A 14,435-nucleotide genomic window follows, 5' to 3' on the forward strand; every position below is an offset into this window, starting at 1 on the left:
CCAAAGGAGGCCCTGCGGATACGATCAGGCCCCGGAAGGGACCGTAGAGATAGGACTCCTCTAGGCGCCCGGGTAACCCCAGAAGCACGGCAACATGACAATCTACCGCTGCCCGTATTGCACTGTCGACGCCGGCGGCTTCCGCTCTCTCTGGGCCCATATCGTCAAGCGGCACAAGCTTTCGTACGAGTTTGATCTCGTGATGGCCGAGGCCGGGGATCGTTTCATCGTCAAGCGAGTACCCAAGCGACCAAAAGAGGCAAAGACACCCGCCCTGCCTGTGGCACCGACGCAGTCCAACGCAATATCAGGATATACTCCGTCTCCGCCGAAGAAGCCAACTGGAGTCAACCGTGCGTTCTACGTCATGCATCGTGGCGACGCCTTGAGGGCTCAAAAGCACACCTGCTTCTACTGCTATTGCCCGCTGACAGTACGCGTGGCGACAGCCGATCACCGGATCGCGCAAGCGAGGGGCGGGAAGCACAGCCGAGACAATCTGGCTGCCGCGTGCGCAGACTGCAATGGCCTCAAGGGCACCATGAGTGAGGTTGAATTCAAGCGGTTGATCAAGGCCCCGCCGGCGGGCGCCTCTCTGCCGCTCTTGCTCGCTTGGTCACGCCGAAGGACTTGGCTTGCCACCCACCGGGCCACCCGCCGGCTGTCGCGCTTATTTGGCCTACGCTACGACGGCCCGGTGATTGGACGGAACTAAGTGCGATTGAGGATAGAATAGGCCTTAAACCACTAGTGAATGCCCCTTTCATCTTGCTTGTCGATGGGCCCACTCCAAAGGAGCCTGATCTCTGGACTACAGATGGCGCAGACTCAGGCTATGGGCAAGATTTCACCGGACACAGCAGGATCACCGCGCGATTGAAGTGACGGCCTTTGAACATCGTGCACCTCCAGAGCTGGCCGGATGCATGGGCTGAATTGAGCCCCGGCGAGCTTGCAGATGATCCTCTCGGACAAGCACGAGACCTCTCGCAGTCCCGCTAAGCGATATCTGTCTCTTGGAAACCATCTCCCAGTTCCCGGATCTTCCTGACGCGGTAAGCGAGTTGGGGCCGCGTCATCCCGAGCTCCCGAGCCGCCTTGCTCAAATTTCCTGAGGCACGCTCAACCGCACGGACAATGATGTTGTTCTCGAACGCTTCTAGGTGGAACTGCCCTTCCAGAAGTCGATCTAAGGTCGCCGTACCTTGGTCAGAGTCGGCGCCACCCGCTTCCACACCTGCAAGGGCAAGCGAGCCGTTCCGGGAGACCCTAAAGAATCGAGGGCTTCGCTGGTCGAGCGCCGATGAAAGATGCGAAACGTCGAGAAGACCACTAGGTGGTACAAGGATTACCGCTCGCTCAATCATACTTTCGAGTTCGGCTACATTGCCAGGGAAGTCATAGGTGAGTAGAAAGCTTACCGCACTCCGGGAGACCCCGCGTATCTCCTTTCCGTGCCGGCCTGCAAATACCGAGACGAAATGCTTCGCAAGAAGCGGAATGTCCGATCGATGCTCGCGGAGCGGCGCTAGCAAGATCGGAAAAGTATTCAGCTTGTAGTACAAATCTTCTCGGAAACTTCCATCCCGGACTGCCGCCGAGATGCGGGGTGTAGCAGAAGCAACTACTCTAACTTTGACTGGACGAGAGTTTGTTCCTCCAGCACGATCGACTTCGCCTGTTTGCAGCACCCGAAGCAGCTTCGCCTGCGCGCGCGCATCCAGACAGTGGACGTCCTCTAAGAACAAGGTCCCCCGATTAGCTCGCTCTACCCGCCCCCCACGGGAAATCGCGGCTCCGCCAGGTGCCCCTTTCTCAAGTCCGAACAATTCTGCGTCGAGGGCGTCGCCACTGCATGATGAGCAGTTGAACGCAACAAATGGTTGACGGGATCGGGTGCTAAGCCGGTGAATAGCCCGTGCTGCGACCTTCTTACCGACACCGACTTCTCCAACAAGCAGTACCGGCGCCTCAGTAGGAGCAACTTTATCGATCAGTTGCATCATCGAGACAAAACTCGGCGATGCGCCTACCATACATCCGTCCGGCTGATGAGATGATGGAACTGGCGTGCCGACAATCTGGCCCCAATGATCCGCGTCGCCGTCCCGAGACTCGGAAAGTGACAAGACATGGTGAAGGTCATCGGCGGACGTATCATCCCACTCCTCCACTGGTTTGCCGACGATTCGGCACTGTGGGTCGCCCTTGGCACGGCATTCAACTTCTTTGTAGAGGATCGGTCGCCCCATGAAGACGCTGCTGTAACCGGAGGCATAGCCGACGGCGCTCCAGCAGACCGGCTCAGAGCTTAGGCCATTTTCAAGTAGATGAGCTTCGACCTCAGCCGAATTTCGCCAAATCCATTCACCCGCATGATAGTTGGTTGATGGGTCAAAGTTATGTGCAATTGGTTCAACAACGACCATACCTTCAATCGCATGCAGCCTTGGTCCTGCGAGGAAGTTCGTCAACAAATCTTCTTGAGGGCGTGCGCGCCTCGCGAGAGCACCGTCAATAGCGCCTGAAGCGTAACCCAGTCGTGTCAACATCCCCCGGGCGGCCTCTAGACCCACTGTGTCCACCAGTTCTTTGCGGAAGCTCGCAAAGGCCGACAGGTGTATCAACGTCATCCGCTCGCCTTCAAGCCAGATGCAGCCATCTTCAGGAGTGAAGCGCAATCGGGCGGAAAGCGCCCCAATATCGACGCCGAGTTCGGGTTCACCGCTCATATAACGCCCCTCGGTTGTGGCACGGTCTGCTTCTAATGGCGCTCATCGACGTGGATCGACTAGTAGGAAATGCAAACATTTCGCTTCAAGCGACAACTAAAGCGCACTGCGCGACCTCAGTGATGGTGGTTTGCAAGATGATCTCCAAGTGGGCACCCGAAATATGCCCTGGAGGAGGCGAGCCGAAGAGCCAGGATCGATTGTCCACTACCCTAGAACCAGGGCGGAAAACGGGAGAACTCGGGTACGACAAATAGCGCCCCTAACGGTTCAACATACCAGTAAGTGACACGTTATATTCGAAGCTATCACTCTCGCAAGTAAAATCTGCAGACCGGCAGCCCGAGGCAAGGGTGAGTTCAGCGTGTGCTGTCCGCCAGGCGTGTCGAGGGCTGCTCTTAATGTCCTCACACTTTCCCCCTGGCCGGATTGAGATCGCATGTGTGATCTCCTGTGACCGCGATACTCTCGTGACGCACGTTCGCAGGCCGGCGACGGTGATGATCATTTGGTGAACTTGTCATCCCACGATATTCTAAAATGGTAAGTTTCGTACGCCTGTTCGCGCAGGCTGAGGATAGGTTTCCCCAGAGTATTTTCATCCAAGTGCTTGATTTGATTTAGACTCTGCATTTTGTCGAACATTCGAGCAAACCTTGCTTGAAGTACCCTCTCACTTTGCCGCACCTTGATGAGAACGGTGAGAAACGAGGTGTGAGATGTTCAGCAGATACTCAATAGCTCCTAGTACGTTCCTTGGTCCGACCGACTTCAGCGGTAGGCACCTGTGATGAGGTTCGATGGTCGGCTCATCAGCGGTGTTGGCATTTTCGCCTCTGTCGTTGAAACAGGAAGCTTCGTCCGCACGTCCGAGGTTGTTGGCCTCACAACATCTGGGGTCAGCCGTGCAATCGGACGGTTGGAAGAGCGGCTGGGCGTGCGCCTCTTCCATCGCTCCCCGCGAGGGATCACAGTGACCGAGGATGGTCGAAGATTCTATGATCAAGCACTTCCCCTAATCGAGCGCCTCGCTCAGTCGGCTGACGAGATGCGGGCCTGCGGCCAGGATGCTGTGGGCACACTGCGCGTTCATGCAGATTCTGCCTCGAGCAGTCACTTCCTGATCCCTGCATTGCGCGACTTCATGGAGGCTTACCCGCGCGTGGATGTGCAATTGGAGGTGCGCGAGCGACCTTCCGATTTGACATCTGATCCGTGTGACCTGGCGGTTCATTTAGGTGACGCAGAGTGGGCCGGCTTGGTCGGTGAGCATCTATTCGACAGCCCAATGATTGTTTGCGCATCGCCAAGCTACGCAGATGACCGGGGCACACCAACTACTCCACAGGAGTTGAGTGCGCCGCCGCACATGTGCTTAGTTGATTTAAAAGGCGTTGGCAGACGCAATCCGCATTGGGTGTTCCGTCTTGACTACGAAAAAGTTGTGGTGGAAGGGGAGCGGCGACTAACCTGCAGCACGCCTATGACGGCGTTCGCGGCTGCCCTAGGCGGAATGGGTATCGCTCGGCTGCCGAAATTCCTGGTTGAAGAAAGTCTCGCAACAGGTCGCCTTGTACGCTTCCTTGATGGTTGGCACGCCGGTCTCACCTCGGCGTCCATTTACCGACCGATGGGTGCCGCACTAACGCCAAGAACCCGGGCCTTTGCCGACTTTCTCCGCATGCGGGTGCGTGAAATGGGGCACTCCAATCACCGCACTCGCGCCATAACTCCAGCCGTCATAGCTGATCCTGTTGCCGCGTGAGGATAATGGCACACCTCATCACTTCCCCTGCGGGACCACGCTCGACTTGAACTCTCATCACCCGCCATGTTGCGACAGAACGAAGGCACCCCTTGGCCGGCGCAAGAGCGGCGACGCCACAATGCAATAGAGTTAGGTGGCGTCGCATCAGCCATAAGGTCAGCGAGACAACCCTGAGGGGAGGCTCATTAGCCTATCCTGTGAAAGCTCCAAGCATCGAGAAGAACTTCCGAGGATTAATTCTGCCATATTGTACGCGCCTATCGCCGTGAACCTCCTCAGGTTGCTAATACGTCAATCCGCTATTGACCAGTCCGCATTCGCCGCTGCACGCGACACGTGTCTATCTCTGCAGGTTCAGGGAGAGCTTTCGAGCGATGCAGACGAGCAACATTCTTGCAGGAAAGACAGTTCTCGTTACCGGAGGATGTAGTGGGATTGGCCAAGCCATTGCCGTGGCTGCAGCCCGACATGGCGCCAAGGCGGTGATTGTGTCGGACACAACAGACAGCCCACGCGACGGAGGCGATCCGATTGCTGTGCGGATCGAAGAACTGGGTGTCCCTGCTCGCTTCCGATACGCCAATGTTGCCAAGCGCCGCGACAATGATGTCCTCGTTGAAGCGGCGTGCGAGTTCGATGGCGTCGATGTCATGGTTCTCAATGCGGGCATCTCGCTACATGCGGACGGACCAGATGTAAGCGAGGGAGATTATCGCCGGCTAATGTCCGTCAATTTGGATGGAATGCTATTGGGAGCCCAAGCCGCAGCATGCCAGATGCGCCGACTTCGGAAAGCGGGCAGTATCGTTCTGATGTCAAGTATGGCAGGAATTGCGAGCGGCGGCAAAACCGTTGCGTATTCCACCAGCAAGGGTGGCGTTATCCTGCTGGCGAAAGCGCTCGCTGGCGCACTCGGGCCGGATAGCATTCGCGTCAACTCCGTCGCGCCAGGAGTAATCGACACAGGAATACTTTGCGCGACCCCGGCAGTGGCCGCTGTTGCCGAGGGCTTTCGCCACAGAACGCCGCTACGGCGCCTGGGACTGCCCGCAGAGGTTGGGGATGCCGTGGCGTTTCTCGGTTCAGATCTGTCGAGCTACATTAGTGGAATTACGTTGTGTGTGGATGGCGGGCTGCTCTCAGTTATTTGATCCGCCGCATCGAATCCCATTACCTGAACGGAGCAGCTGCGCGGCGCTGCTCCGCTTTTGTTTCTCGGCGATGCCTCCGAGCTTGAGCCGAGGTCAACACTACGATGATCAAAGCGCGCTCGCACCTGCATCGAGGGCACATTAATCCTTTCTCATCGATCGATCAGCTGCCCATCGTTAGCGTCCTGACGAAATCGATCCCTGCAGAACGGAGAACTAACATGACCATCGCTCCATTCCCCAAAGCCGGCCTTGAGGCCATGCTGACGTCCGACAACTGTGCCCTGATCCTAATCGATCATCAGCCGTTTCAGGCGAACGGCGTCAAGAATATCGATGTTGGACTTATGATCAACAACGTCGTTGCCCTTGCCAAAACCGCCAAGGCTTTCGGTGTTCCTACCCTGCTGACCACGGTTATCAAAGACCGCGGGGGCGACATATTCAAGCCGCTTCAGGATGTGTTTCCGGATCAGGTACCAATTGATCGGACTGCCATCAACACCTGGGAGGATGCAGCTTGCGTTGAGTGGGCTCGTAAGACCGGCAAGAAGAAGCTCGTATTTGCGGCGCTCTGGACCGAGGTCTGCCTCGCCTTCCCGGTGATTCACTCGCTGGCCGACGGCTACGAGGTCTACTTTGTCACGGACGCATCGGGTGGGACGACTCAGGAGTCCCACGAGATGGGGATCCAGCGAATGATCCAGGCTGGCGCCGTTCCACTAACCACAATCGTTTTCATGTCCGAGTTGCAGCGCGATTGGGCACGTGCCGACGATGCGGCAAAAACCGCTGAGATCATCCTGGAGCATGGTGGGGCCAGCGCGACGGCGCTTGCCTGGGAATTACAGCTGATGGCAGGAGCCCACGCCAAGGCTGCTTAAAACTTCACACTGACGGCGCTTGTCTGGCTGCGACTTCATTGGCTGGACAACAAGCGCCGTCTCCGCCCAACAATCTTCGACCTACAGGAAAGCGCTATGGCGAGAGTTCTGGTCCTTTACTACTCATCTTACGGTCATATCGAAGCCATGGCGAACGCTATCGCTGATGGCGCGCGCGGTGCAGGTGCTATCGTTGACCTAAAGCGCGTCCCTGAGACAGTTCCCGACGAGATCGCCCGGAAAGCGCACTTCAAGCTGGATCAACGCGCTCCTGTCGCAGCTGTAGCCGATTTAGAAAATTACGATGCTACATCGCTGGCACAGGCACGCGCTTTGGACGCATGTCGTCCCAAATGGCGACCTTCCTTGGCCAAGCAGGCGGTCTCTGGGCCCGTGGCGCACTCAATGGCAAGGTTGGGGCCGCTTTCACGTCGTCAGCCACGCAGCACGGCGGCAACGAGACCACATTGTTCTCGATTATCACAAATCTCTTGCACTTCGGCATGACCATCGTCGGCTTGCCTTACAGTCATGCGGGTCAGATGACGATCGAGGCAATCGTAGGCGGCGCCCCTTACGGATCAACCACCATTGCCGGCGGTGATGGCTCCCGCCAGCCTTCAGAGATTGAGCTAGCAGGGGCCCGTCATCAAGGTGAGCTCGTCGCGAAAACAGCCGCCAAACTGATTTCCTAAACAATCATGGAGTGTGAGCAATGACTACAGATATCAGTCAAGCCGCTATTGCTGTCGTACGCCGCAACACCGAAGAAGTGCAAGGAAAGGGTGACTATAATCTATTTGAGCAACTGTTTGCTCAAGATTTTGTTGACCATACGCCTCAGCCTGGTGGCACGCCGGACCGACAAGGGGCTCTGCGCCTTTACAAGACTTTACGGAATGCGTTTCCGGACTTCCACGCCGTCATTCACTGGCAAGTAGCCGACGGTGATCTCGTGACCACTTACAAGACCTATCATGGAACACATGAGGGCGCCTTTTTGGGCGTTGCCCCCACTGGCAGGAAAATCTCATTTGAAACGGTCGACGCCATGCGTGTGCGCAACGGTCAAATCGTGGAGCATTGGGGTGTCGCAAACCTCTATAAGCTGATGGAACAGCTTGGTGCCTTGCCAGCAGCTAAGGCCTGAAACTTGCGCGATGTCACTGTCTCGAAAGCTGATTGGAACTACAATGAGCAATATCTTAGACGGTAAGGTGATCGTCGTCACTGGTGCATCCAGCGGCATCGGGCGGGCTATCGCCATCCGAGCAGCTGAACATGGCGCCAAAGTCGTGATCATCTCAGATGTTACCGAGATCCCGAGAGAAGGCGGTGAACCAACCGCAAACGTCATCAAAGATTTGGGGGTAACCGCCCGGTTCGTGCGAACTGATGTCAGCAAGCGTGCCGACAATGACACTTTGCTGACCGCGGCTGACGAGTTTGGCGGGGCTGACGTCTTCGTCGCCAACGCTGGTATCACCGTCCGTACAGACGGTGCGGACGTGCCAGAGGAGGATTATCGCCGCCTTATGTCCGTCAACCTGGATGGTGTGCTCTTCGGAGCCCAATCCGCCGCACGGCAAATGAAGTCTCGAGGAAAGGCCGGGAGCATCATACTGATGGCCAGCATGGGCGGCATTGCAGGTGCTGGAATCACCCTGGCCTATTCAACCAGCAAGGGAGGCGTGGTCCTCATGGCCAAGTCACTCGCCGACGCCTTGGGGCCGGATGGGATCCGAGTCAACGCGATTGCGCCAGGAACCATTGATACCGTTTTGCTTCGTACGTCGCCCGGCATTGCCGAAGCCTCGGAAGGATTCCGCCAACGGACCCCGTTGCGGCGCCTCGGTACACCCTCCGAGATTGGCGATGCTGTTGCCTATCTCGGCTCAGATTTGTCCAGTTACGTCTCAGGCCATGTCCTGGTTGTGGATGGCGGGCTTCTTGCTGTCATCTAATCGGACGCCGGGCGCGGAGGGTATCCATTAGCGCGGCGACCAATCCCAACAGCGTGGCATCAACATACCATCCCTCTCCACCAGGCCACTTCGTTCGAGTCTGTCGAATACATCGTTCAACTTTATTCGGCTGGTTCGCACACCTGCCGCATGGCAGGTTTTTCTCACCAGCAGCATATCCCATGGATGCGCTGTTCATAGCAAAGGAGCGTCATATGTCGTCCGCTATACTCTCGCCCAAGATCACCAACCTGCCCTCTAACAAGATGCTTAGCGCAGTGGCGCCAGCGTTCGGTCGTGTCCTCATCGCAGCGATCTTCTTGTTATCTGGCATCAGCAAGCTTACGGCTCCGGACATGACAATTGGCTATATTCAGGCCGTTGGCCTGCCGTTGCCGGTTATCGCCTACGGGGCTGCTGTTTTCGTCGAGATTGTTGGCGGCGTCGCGCTCATCGTGGGCTTCCAGACTCGCCTCGTTGCCTTGACCTTGGCAGGTTTCACGCTGATCACGGCCGTAGCCTTCCATGCCAACTTGGGTGATCAGAACCAGTTTTTCCATTTCTTCAAGAACATCGCCATGGCTGGTGGCCTTCTGCAGGTCCTCGCTTTCGGTGCCGGACCCTTCAGCATTGACGGCCAGCGTCGCTGATTCAGCCGACCGTCAAGATCGTGCCTCTGCGCCAACCTTAGATGCTCTTTGCCCGAGCCTAGAAGGATCCTCTCTATGCGCTCTATGCGAGCCTTGCGCTTCGAATCCTACGGCCCCCCGTCTGCCTTGTTGCTTCAGGAGACGCCGATCCCAAACCTCAACCCGGGCGAGGTGCTGGTGAAGGTACACGCCAGCGCTGTTAATCCCAGCGACGTGAAGATCGTGTCTGGCCTGTTCAGCGCCCCTCTGCCCCGTACCCCAGGCCGGGATTTTGCCGGCACCGTCATTGCTGGAGACACTTGGGTCGGCAAAGAGGTGTGGGGCAGCGGAGCCGGGTTCGGGTTCCGTCGGGACGGCGCTCATGCGGACTTTGTTAGCGTCCCTGTTGGCTGGCTTTCCGCCAAACCGAGCACGCTCTCGATGGAGCAGGCAGCTTCAATTGGCGCCTCGTTTGTTGCTGCATGGTCAGCCCTTATTTCTGCAGGCGGCCTCCAACGCGACGAGACCATCCTGATCACGGGCGCCTCCGGAGCCGTTGGACAGGCGGCTACGCAGATTGCACACTGGAAGGGTGCTAGGGTGATTGGAGCCGACGTTGTCACACGGCAGGGCCTGACGGACTACTTCATCAACACAAAAGCCCAGGACTTGGTCGCGGAGGTCCGATCGTGGACTCAGGGCCAGGGTGTCGACCTTGCTTTGGATGCCGTGGGTGGGCCAATGTTTGAGCCTACCCTCAGGTCGTTAAAGTCCGGCGGGCGCCAGGTCGCGATTACAAGTGTCGGCACCACACGAGTTGAGTTCGACCTAGCTGACTTTTACCATAATCGGCAGCGTTTGATCGGAGTCGATACCGCGAAGATGAGCGGCGTCGACATCGCAGCGATCCTGGATCAACTGCGGGACGGCTTCGAGACAGGTCATCTTCAGGCGCCAGCGGTCAAACCATGGACGCTGGATCAGGCTCGCGAGGCTTATACTGCTGTTGCCACAGGCGACGCATCAGCCAAGCAAGTGCTTATCCTGTAATCCAGCGAGCACCGAAGACGCATTACACTCCAGTACACGCGGCGGCACCCCTTCAAACCATGAATTGCTGTTCTGACGACCACCTCGGAGACGGCAGAACGCAAAGCGCCTCCTCAGTTCGCCCCCCGAGCCCGCAATGGTAGTGATACTGAGAGCAACCCGCAGCGACCTTTGGCTAGCCGATAGGTTCAACCATCTCCCAAAGATCAATGCCTGCCAGCAGCCAAATGCGGTTTTAGATAAGGTTGCCGCAGGACATCCACCATGGAAAGGACCTCTCAATGACAGTTCAGTCCTCTGCTGCCGGAATCGACCAGATCATCCTGCCGGCGGTCCGGGATCTCGGCGATAGCTTCCAGGTGCGGCGCGCCCTGCCCTCCAGGCATCGCCGCATGGTCGGACCATCCATCTTTCTTGACAGCTTCGGCCCGGTCGCTTTCCAAGCGGGAGAAGGACTCGACACCCGTCCCCACCCGCATATCGGCCTCGCGACCGTGACCTATCTCATCGACGGCGAGATTTTGCATCGCGATAGCGAAGGCTACGTGCAGCCGATTCGTCCCGGGGAGGTCAACGTTATGACGGCTGGACGCGGCATCGTGCACTCGGAGCGGAGCAGCGACACCACCCGCGCGACCGGAGGCACGGTGTTCGGCTTCCAAAGCTGGGTGGCATTGCCCGCAGATCAGGAAGAGACAGCCCCCGGTTTCCAGCACGCGAACACAGGTGAACTCCCTCGCCTGGAGGGAGAAGGCATCGACCTAAGACTGATCGCTGGGTCCTTGCACGGGCGTACCGCTCCGACGCGCACCTACTCCGACCTGTTCAATGCCGATGTATCGCTGATCGATGGAGCGCGCCTTCGCATCGACGCGGAGCATGTGGAACGTGCGGTCTAGGTGGTGAGCGGCGAGATTGAGACTGCCGGTCAGACCGGCAGCTTCGGCCGGGACCGCCTTGTCGTGTTCAAGCCTGGTGCGGAGATCGTGCTGCGTGCAGTGGGGGCGACCCGCCTGATGCTGCTTGGCGGTGAGCCGCTCCCCGAGAAGCGGTACATCTACTGGAACTTCGTATCGAGCCGGCGGGAATGCATCGAACAGGCTGCCGAAGACTGGCGCAACCGCCAGTTTCCCGGCGTTCCTGGCGAAACCGAGTTCATCCCCCTGCCTGACACCCCACCCTTCCGGTTGAAGTGACACCAGCGATGCCGCACTCGGACCGGCAGAACCAGCATTCTCTTCCCAACCCTGCAGAAGAAGGATCTTTGTGCCATGACCTATGCCATCATCGGCTCGGGCGCGATCGGCACCGCGCTCGCCCGCCAGTTCGCCCGCAGCAATATCGATGTTTCAGTCGCCAACAGCCGGGGACCGGAGTCCCTCCAAGGCTTGGTGGCTGAACTCGGATCTCATGTGACGCCGACCACTGTGCCTGACGCTTTGAAAGCGAGTGTGGTAATCCTGGCCATCCCCTTTACGGCCATTGGGGAAGCCGTCCGGGGCGCTGCGGCGTGGAACGGGCGCATCGTTGTCGACGCGACGAACGCCATTGATTTCCCGGCCTTCACCCCAACGGACCTTGGTGGCCGCCCCTCGACGGAACTCGTGGCCGAGATGGTCTCCGGAGCACGGGTGGTCAAAGCCTTCAATACCCTGCCGGCCGCTGTGCTGGCCAGCGATTCCGCACAGGCCGGCGGTCGCAGAGTTCTGTTTATCTCAGGGGACGATACCAGCGCCAATGCTAAAATAGTCGGCCTGATCGAACGCCTCGGCTTTGCGCCGATCACGTTGGGCCCCTTGGCCGAAGGCGGGCTGCTCCAGCAGTTCGGCACCCCGCTTGTCGCCCAGAACTTGGTAAAGCACAGGTAACATATTCCCGAACGTGTTGGCCTTTGCTGTTGAAGCCGAGTCTGCTCAGTATCTTGCTCAAAAGTCGCAACTCTACGGGACTGCTCGTCCGGCGGGCACAGGATCGCCCAAATGGGCATCTTTCGTGCGCATCAAGCACGAGATGCCCGTTCCGGGATGGGATGACTGCGAAACTCAGTAACTTTGAGCGGGTCCGATAAGCCGAGCGAGCGACGCGCTCCCGCCTGATCAATGACTGACGCGCTACCAAAGGTACATCTCGCGGTCGCTACACTTTACTGACTAATTCTGGTTTGTCAGAAGTGTCTTTCTATTTGAGCAGTCCTGCCAAAACGAGCAGAGCAGCAAACTGGGTAGTGTTCCCCACGGGATATTGTCTAGTAACGAGGATGCGTTGGTGCCTATTTCGCACGGCAATCGTTCAACCCCAGAACGGACTTCACCCGAAGCTCATCGGCAGTATATTGGCGGAAGGGTTCTCGTCAGTGGGGACGGGCCTGCTTGGCGTGACCTGTTTGTGGAGATATTCTCGCACAATCGAATAGAACGGCCTTTCCTTGTTCCCGCGGTTGCGGAACCCTTGGTTGTGTGGGTGTTATCTGGCAGCGCTAAGGTTGACGAGCGAGACATTGGGGGTGAATGGCTTTCGACCCAAGTTACCGCCGGCGATTTCTTCCTCACACGCACTCCCAGCCCTTATGAGATGAAGTGGGAGGCCTATGGTGAGGACCCGTTCCAGGTCATGCACCTCTATCTGGCATTACCACTCTTTGCGCAGGTAGCTGCCGACATGCTAGGGACGGCGGCTGGTTCTCCGAAGCTGCGAGATGTATCCGGCGGCCGAGATGAAGTTCTTTCCCACCTCCTCGGTCTAGTGCACCTTGAGTTGGTGCGGGATAAAGAACAAAGCCCTCTGTTTATTCAGGGCTTAGCCCAGAGCCTCGCGGTTCATCTTGTACGAGCGTACGCCGATACCTCGCTCGACCGCGCAGCTGGCAGTGCCCTGCCTGGTTTTAAACTCCGACGAGCGCTGCAGTTCATGAGTGAGAGGTTGCATGAGGAGTTCGACCTGTGCCGCTTAGCACAGGAGGTTGGCATGAGCGAGTTTCACTTCAGCCGTCTCTTCAAGAAAGCAACGGGTCTGTCACCATCCCAGCACTTCATCAAACAACGGGTCGCAAGAGCGCAGCAGCTTCTCCTCGAGTCAGATATGAGCATCATCGAGATTGGCATGGCTGTTGGCTACTCGAGCCCCAGCCATTTTGCTCAGATCTTTCGGCGTGGAACCGGCATGACGCCCAGGGAATACCGCCGGTCCGGTTCGTTCTAGAGGTTCTCCGGCTTGAACCGCTCCCGATGTTGGATTTCTGCACCCGCGATCATAAACGACCCTTGGCCACGATAATGAAGAGTACGAGGTGCTTCGACCGGCGCGACATGTGCCTGTACAACCTCCCAGATGAATAAGCTATAGTCATCAATCATTCGGTTATCAAATAGACGGCATTCGAAGCTGGCGTAGCACTCGTCAATCAGCGGCGCTTTTACCCGTCGTGCTTTAACAGCGGTAAGGCCAGTGGACGCGAACTTGTCGCCTTGATCGGCATGGCTGTTGCCAACCGCGATCACCTGATCGATCAAATCGGCAGTTGGGATATTGATCACGCACTCCTTGCTGTCACGGATGGCGGAAAAGCCGTGGTTGCCTTCTCAAATGTAGCAGCCGACCAGAGCGGGCGAGAACTGCATCATTGTGTGCCATCCCATCGTCATGATGTTTGACCGCTGGCGATAGTGCGAGGTCACGAGAACGATCGGTCCTGTCTCAAGGTGCTCGCGCACCCTGACGAGGGGGAAATCGGTTTTGTTGAAGCGCATCAGATTTGCTCCTCAATAAAGGGGCGGCCCCAAAAAGATCAGGGCCGCCCACCAAGGTTAGCTGATCGCGACGCTCATGCCGCCATCGGCCATCACAACCGAACCGACAATAAAGCTTGCGCGGTCCGAGGCGAGAAAGGCGACAATTTCGGCAGTTTCGACTGGATCGGCCGCACGGCCGATCGGCGCTTTGGTGCCATGCTCGGCCAGAAACCCGCGACCATCGTCCATGAAGTGATTGAGAAAATTGGTCACGACGTCACCGACACCGATCGCATTGACGCGGATGCCATGCTCAATCGCCTCCAGCGCTTGGGTACGGGTGAGCTGAGCCAAGGCTCCTTTTGAGGCGGTGTATGCTGCAATAGCTGAAGGCAAAGTAGGAAGCGTATGAAGCAATGTTGACGATCGCTCCGGTCTTTTTCTTCATCATCACCGTGGCATTAGGTCTCTCCCGCTCACGGTAATTGTTCACCTTGGCGCAAAGCATCTTTCCCCACCTTGGCGGTTG

14 protein-coding genes and 3 pseudogenes are annotated in these 14,435 nt (G+C 57.6%); 12 read left to right on the forward strand and 5 right to left on the reverse strand.

The features are described 5' to 3' along the window. The first annotated feature begins 94 nt into the window (after positions 1-94). Positions 95-715 (forward strand): HNH endonuclease, encoded by a 621-nt coding sequence (locus LG661_RS15885; RefSeq protein ID WP_230532871.1) that lies wholly within the window; start codon positions 95-97, stop codon positions 713-715. Between the two features lie 283 nt (positions 716-998). Here the strand turns inward: LG661_RS15885 and LG661_RS15890 are convergent, their stop codons facing one another. Continuing rightward, complete coding sequence (locus tag LG661_RS15890) at positions 999-2,732, reverse strand: sigma-54-dependent Fis family transcriptional regulator (protein WP_230532872.1); 1,734 nt, start codon at positions 2,730-2,732, stop codon at positions 999-1,001. Between the two features lie 790 nt (positions 2,733-3,522). On the opposite strand from LG661_RS15890, the gene LG661_RS15895 reads away from it, so the two are divergent. The 11 genes and pseudogenes from LG661_RS15895 to LG661_RS15945 all read left to right on the forward strand — a co-directional run bounded on the left by LG661_RS15895 (position 3,523) and on the right by LG661_RS15945 (position 13,376). Continuing rightward, positions 3,523-4,497 carry a LysR family transcriptional regulator gene (locus tag LG661_RS15895; protein WP_268995474.1) on the forward strand — a complete coding sequence of 325 codons (975 nt, stop codon included), beginning with the start codon at positions 3,523-3,525 and terminating at the stop codon, positions 4,495-4,497. 377 nt (positions 4,498-4,874) lie between these two features. Continuing rightward, positions 4,875-5,651 (forward strand): SDR family NAD(P)-dependent oxidoreductase, encoded by a 777-nt coding sequence (locus LG661_RS15900; protein ID WP_230532874.1) that lies wholly within the window; start codon positions 4,875-4,877, stop codon positions 5,649-5,651. A gap of 221 nt (positions 5,652-5,872) precedes the next feature. Then, on the forward strand, positions 5,873-6,535 hold the full coding sequence (locus LG661_RS15905; protein ID WP_230532875.1) for a hydrolase: 663 nt from the start codon (positions 5,873-5,875) through the stop codon (positions 6,533-6,535). Between the two features lie 96 nt (positions 6,536-6,631). After that, a pseudogene (gene wrbA / locus LG661_RS15910) lies at positions 6,632-7,230 on the forward strand (NAD(P)H:quinone oxidoreductase). Positions 7,231-7,250: 20 nt separating this feature from the next. Next, positions 7,251-7,685, forward strand: a complete 435-nt coding sequence (locus LG661_RS15915; protein WP_230532876.1) for an ester cyclase — start codon at positions 7,251-7,253, stop codon at positions 7,683-7,685. A gap of 43 nt (positions 7,686-7,728) precedes the next feature. After that, the gene (locus tag LG661_RS15920; RefSeq protein ID WP_230532877.1) at positions 7,729-8,499 is read left to right on the forward strand and encodes an SDR family oxidoreductase; all 771 of its coding nucleotides are present in this window, start codon (positions 7,729-7,731) and stop codon (positions 8,497-8,499) included. Positions 8,500-8,714: 215 nt separating this feature from the next. Then, on the forward strand, positions 8,715-9,149 hold the full coding sequence (locus tag LG661_RS15925) for a DoxX family protein (RefSeq protein ID WP_230532883.1): 435 nt from the start codon (positions 8,715-8,717) through the stop codon (positions 9,147-9,149). 75 nt (positions 9,150-9,224) lie between these two features. Then, positions 9,225-10,178 carry a quinone oxidoreductase family protein gene (locus LG661_RS15930; protein WP_230532878.1) on the forward strand — a complete coding sequence of 318 codons (954 nt, stop codon included), beginning with the start codon at positions 9,225-9,227 and terminating at the stop codon, positions 10,176-10,178. Positions 10,179-10,459: 281 nt separating this feature from the next. Then, a pseudogene (locus LG661_RS15935) lies at positions 10,460-11,374 on the forward strand (pirin family protein). A 75-nt stretch (positions 11,375-11,449) separates the two neighbouring features. Next, the gene (locus LG661_RS15940) at positions 11,450-12,046 is read left to right on the forward strand and encodes an NADPH-dependent F420 reductase (RefSeq protein WP_230532879.1); all 597 of its coding nucleotides are present in this window, start codon (positions 11,450-11,452) and stop codon (positions 12,044-12,046) included. Between the two features lie 370 nt (positions 12,047-12,416). Continuing rightward, positions 12,417-13,376: a helix-turn-helix domain-containing protein gene (locus LG661_RS15945; protein WP_407666727.1), complete on the forward strand. Its 960-nt coding sequence runs from the start codon at positions 12,417-12,419 to the stop codon at positions 13,374-13,376. Here LG661_RS15945 and LG661_RS15950 read toward each other — a convergent pair. The 4 genes and pseudogenes from LG661_RS15950 to LG661_RS15960 all read right to left on the reverse strand — a co-directional run. Continuing rightward, entirely contained in the window at positions 13,373-13,732 is a 360-nt protein-coding gene (locus tag LG661_RS15950; RefSeq protein WP_322098880.1) for a flavin reductase family protein, read from the reverse strand. The genes LG661_RS15945 and LG661_RS15950 overlap by 4 nt on opposite strands. A 24-nt stretch (positions 13,733-13,756) precedes the next feature. Next, positions 13,757-13,924, reverse strand: coding sequence for a hypothetical protein (locus LG661_RS25250; RefSeq protein ID WP_322098879.1), 168 nt, complete (start codon positions 13,922-13,924; stop codon positions 13,757-13,759). 57 nt (positions 13,925-13,981) lie between these two features. Next, positions 13,982-14,260 carry an SDR family oxidoreductase gene (locus tag LG661_RS15955; RefSeq protein WP_230532880.1) on the reverse strand — a complete coding sequence of 93 codons (279 nt, stop codon included), beginning with the start codon at positions 14,258-14,260 and terminating at the stop codon, positions 13,982-13,984. Beyond that, positions 14,220-14,435, reverse strand: a pseudogene (locus LG661_RS15960) (hypothetical protein); the annotation flags it as partial. The gene LG661_RS15955 and the pseudogene LG661_RS15960, both read right to left, overlap by 41 nt.

It is taken from the genome of Microvirga roseola, assembly GCF_020866965.1.
GTDB lineage: Bacteria > Pseudomonadota > Alphaproteobacteria > Rhizobiales > Beijerinckiaceae > Microvirga > Microvirga roseola.

Bases quoted from the DNA above. Each gene is read 5' to 3' on its own strand.
- LG661_RS15940 (WP_230532879.1), top strand. From the start codon at position 11,450: ATGACCTATGCCATCATCGGCTCGGGCGCGATCGGCACCGCGCTCGCC.
- LG661_RS15920 (WP_230532877.1), top strand. From the start codon at position 7,729: ATGAGCAATATCTTAGACGGTAAGGTGATCGTCGTCACTGGTGCATCC.
- LG661_RS15885 (WP_230532871.1), top strand. From the start codon at position 95: ATGACAATCTACCGCTGCCCGTATTGCACTGTCGACGCCGGCGGCTTC.
- LG661_RS15895 (WP_268995474.1), top strand. From the start codon at position 3,523: ATGAGGTTCGATGGTCGGCTCATCAGCGGTGTTGGCATTTTCGCCTCT.
- LG661_RS15930 (WP_230532878.1), top strand. From the start codon at position 9,225: ATGCGCTCTATGCGAGCCTTGCGCTTCGAATCCTACGGCCCCCCGTCT.
- LG661_RS25250 (WP_322098879.1), bottom strand. From the start codon at position 13,924: ATGCGCTTCAACAAAACCGATTTCCCCCTCGTCAGGGTGCGCGAGCAC.
- LG661_RS15900 (WP_230532874.1), top strand. From the start codon at position 4,875: ATGCAGACGAGCAACATTCTTGCAGGAAAGACAGTTCTCGTTACCGGA.
- LG661_RS15890 (WP_230532872.1), bottom strand. From the start codon at position 2,732: ATGAGCGGTGAACCCGAACTCGGCGTCGATATTGGGGCGCTTTCCGCC.
- LG661_RS15905 (WP_230532875.1), top strand. From the start codon at position 5,873: ATGACCATCGCTCCATTCCCCAAAGCCGGCCTTGAGGCCATGCTGACG.
- LG661_RS15925 (WP_230532883.1), top strand. From the start codon at position 8,715: ATGTCGTCCGCTATACTCTCGCCCAAGATCACCAACCTGCCCTCTAAC.
- LG661_RS15915 (WP_230532876.1), top strand. From the start codon at position 7,251: ATGACTACAGATATCAGTCAAGCCGCTATTGCTGTCGTACGCCGCAAC.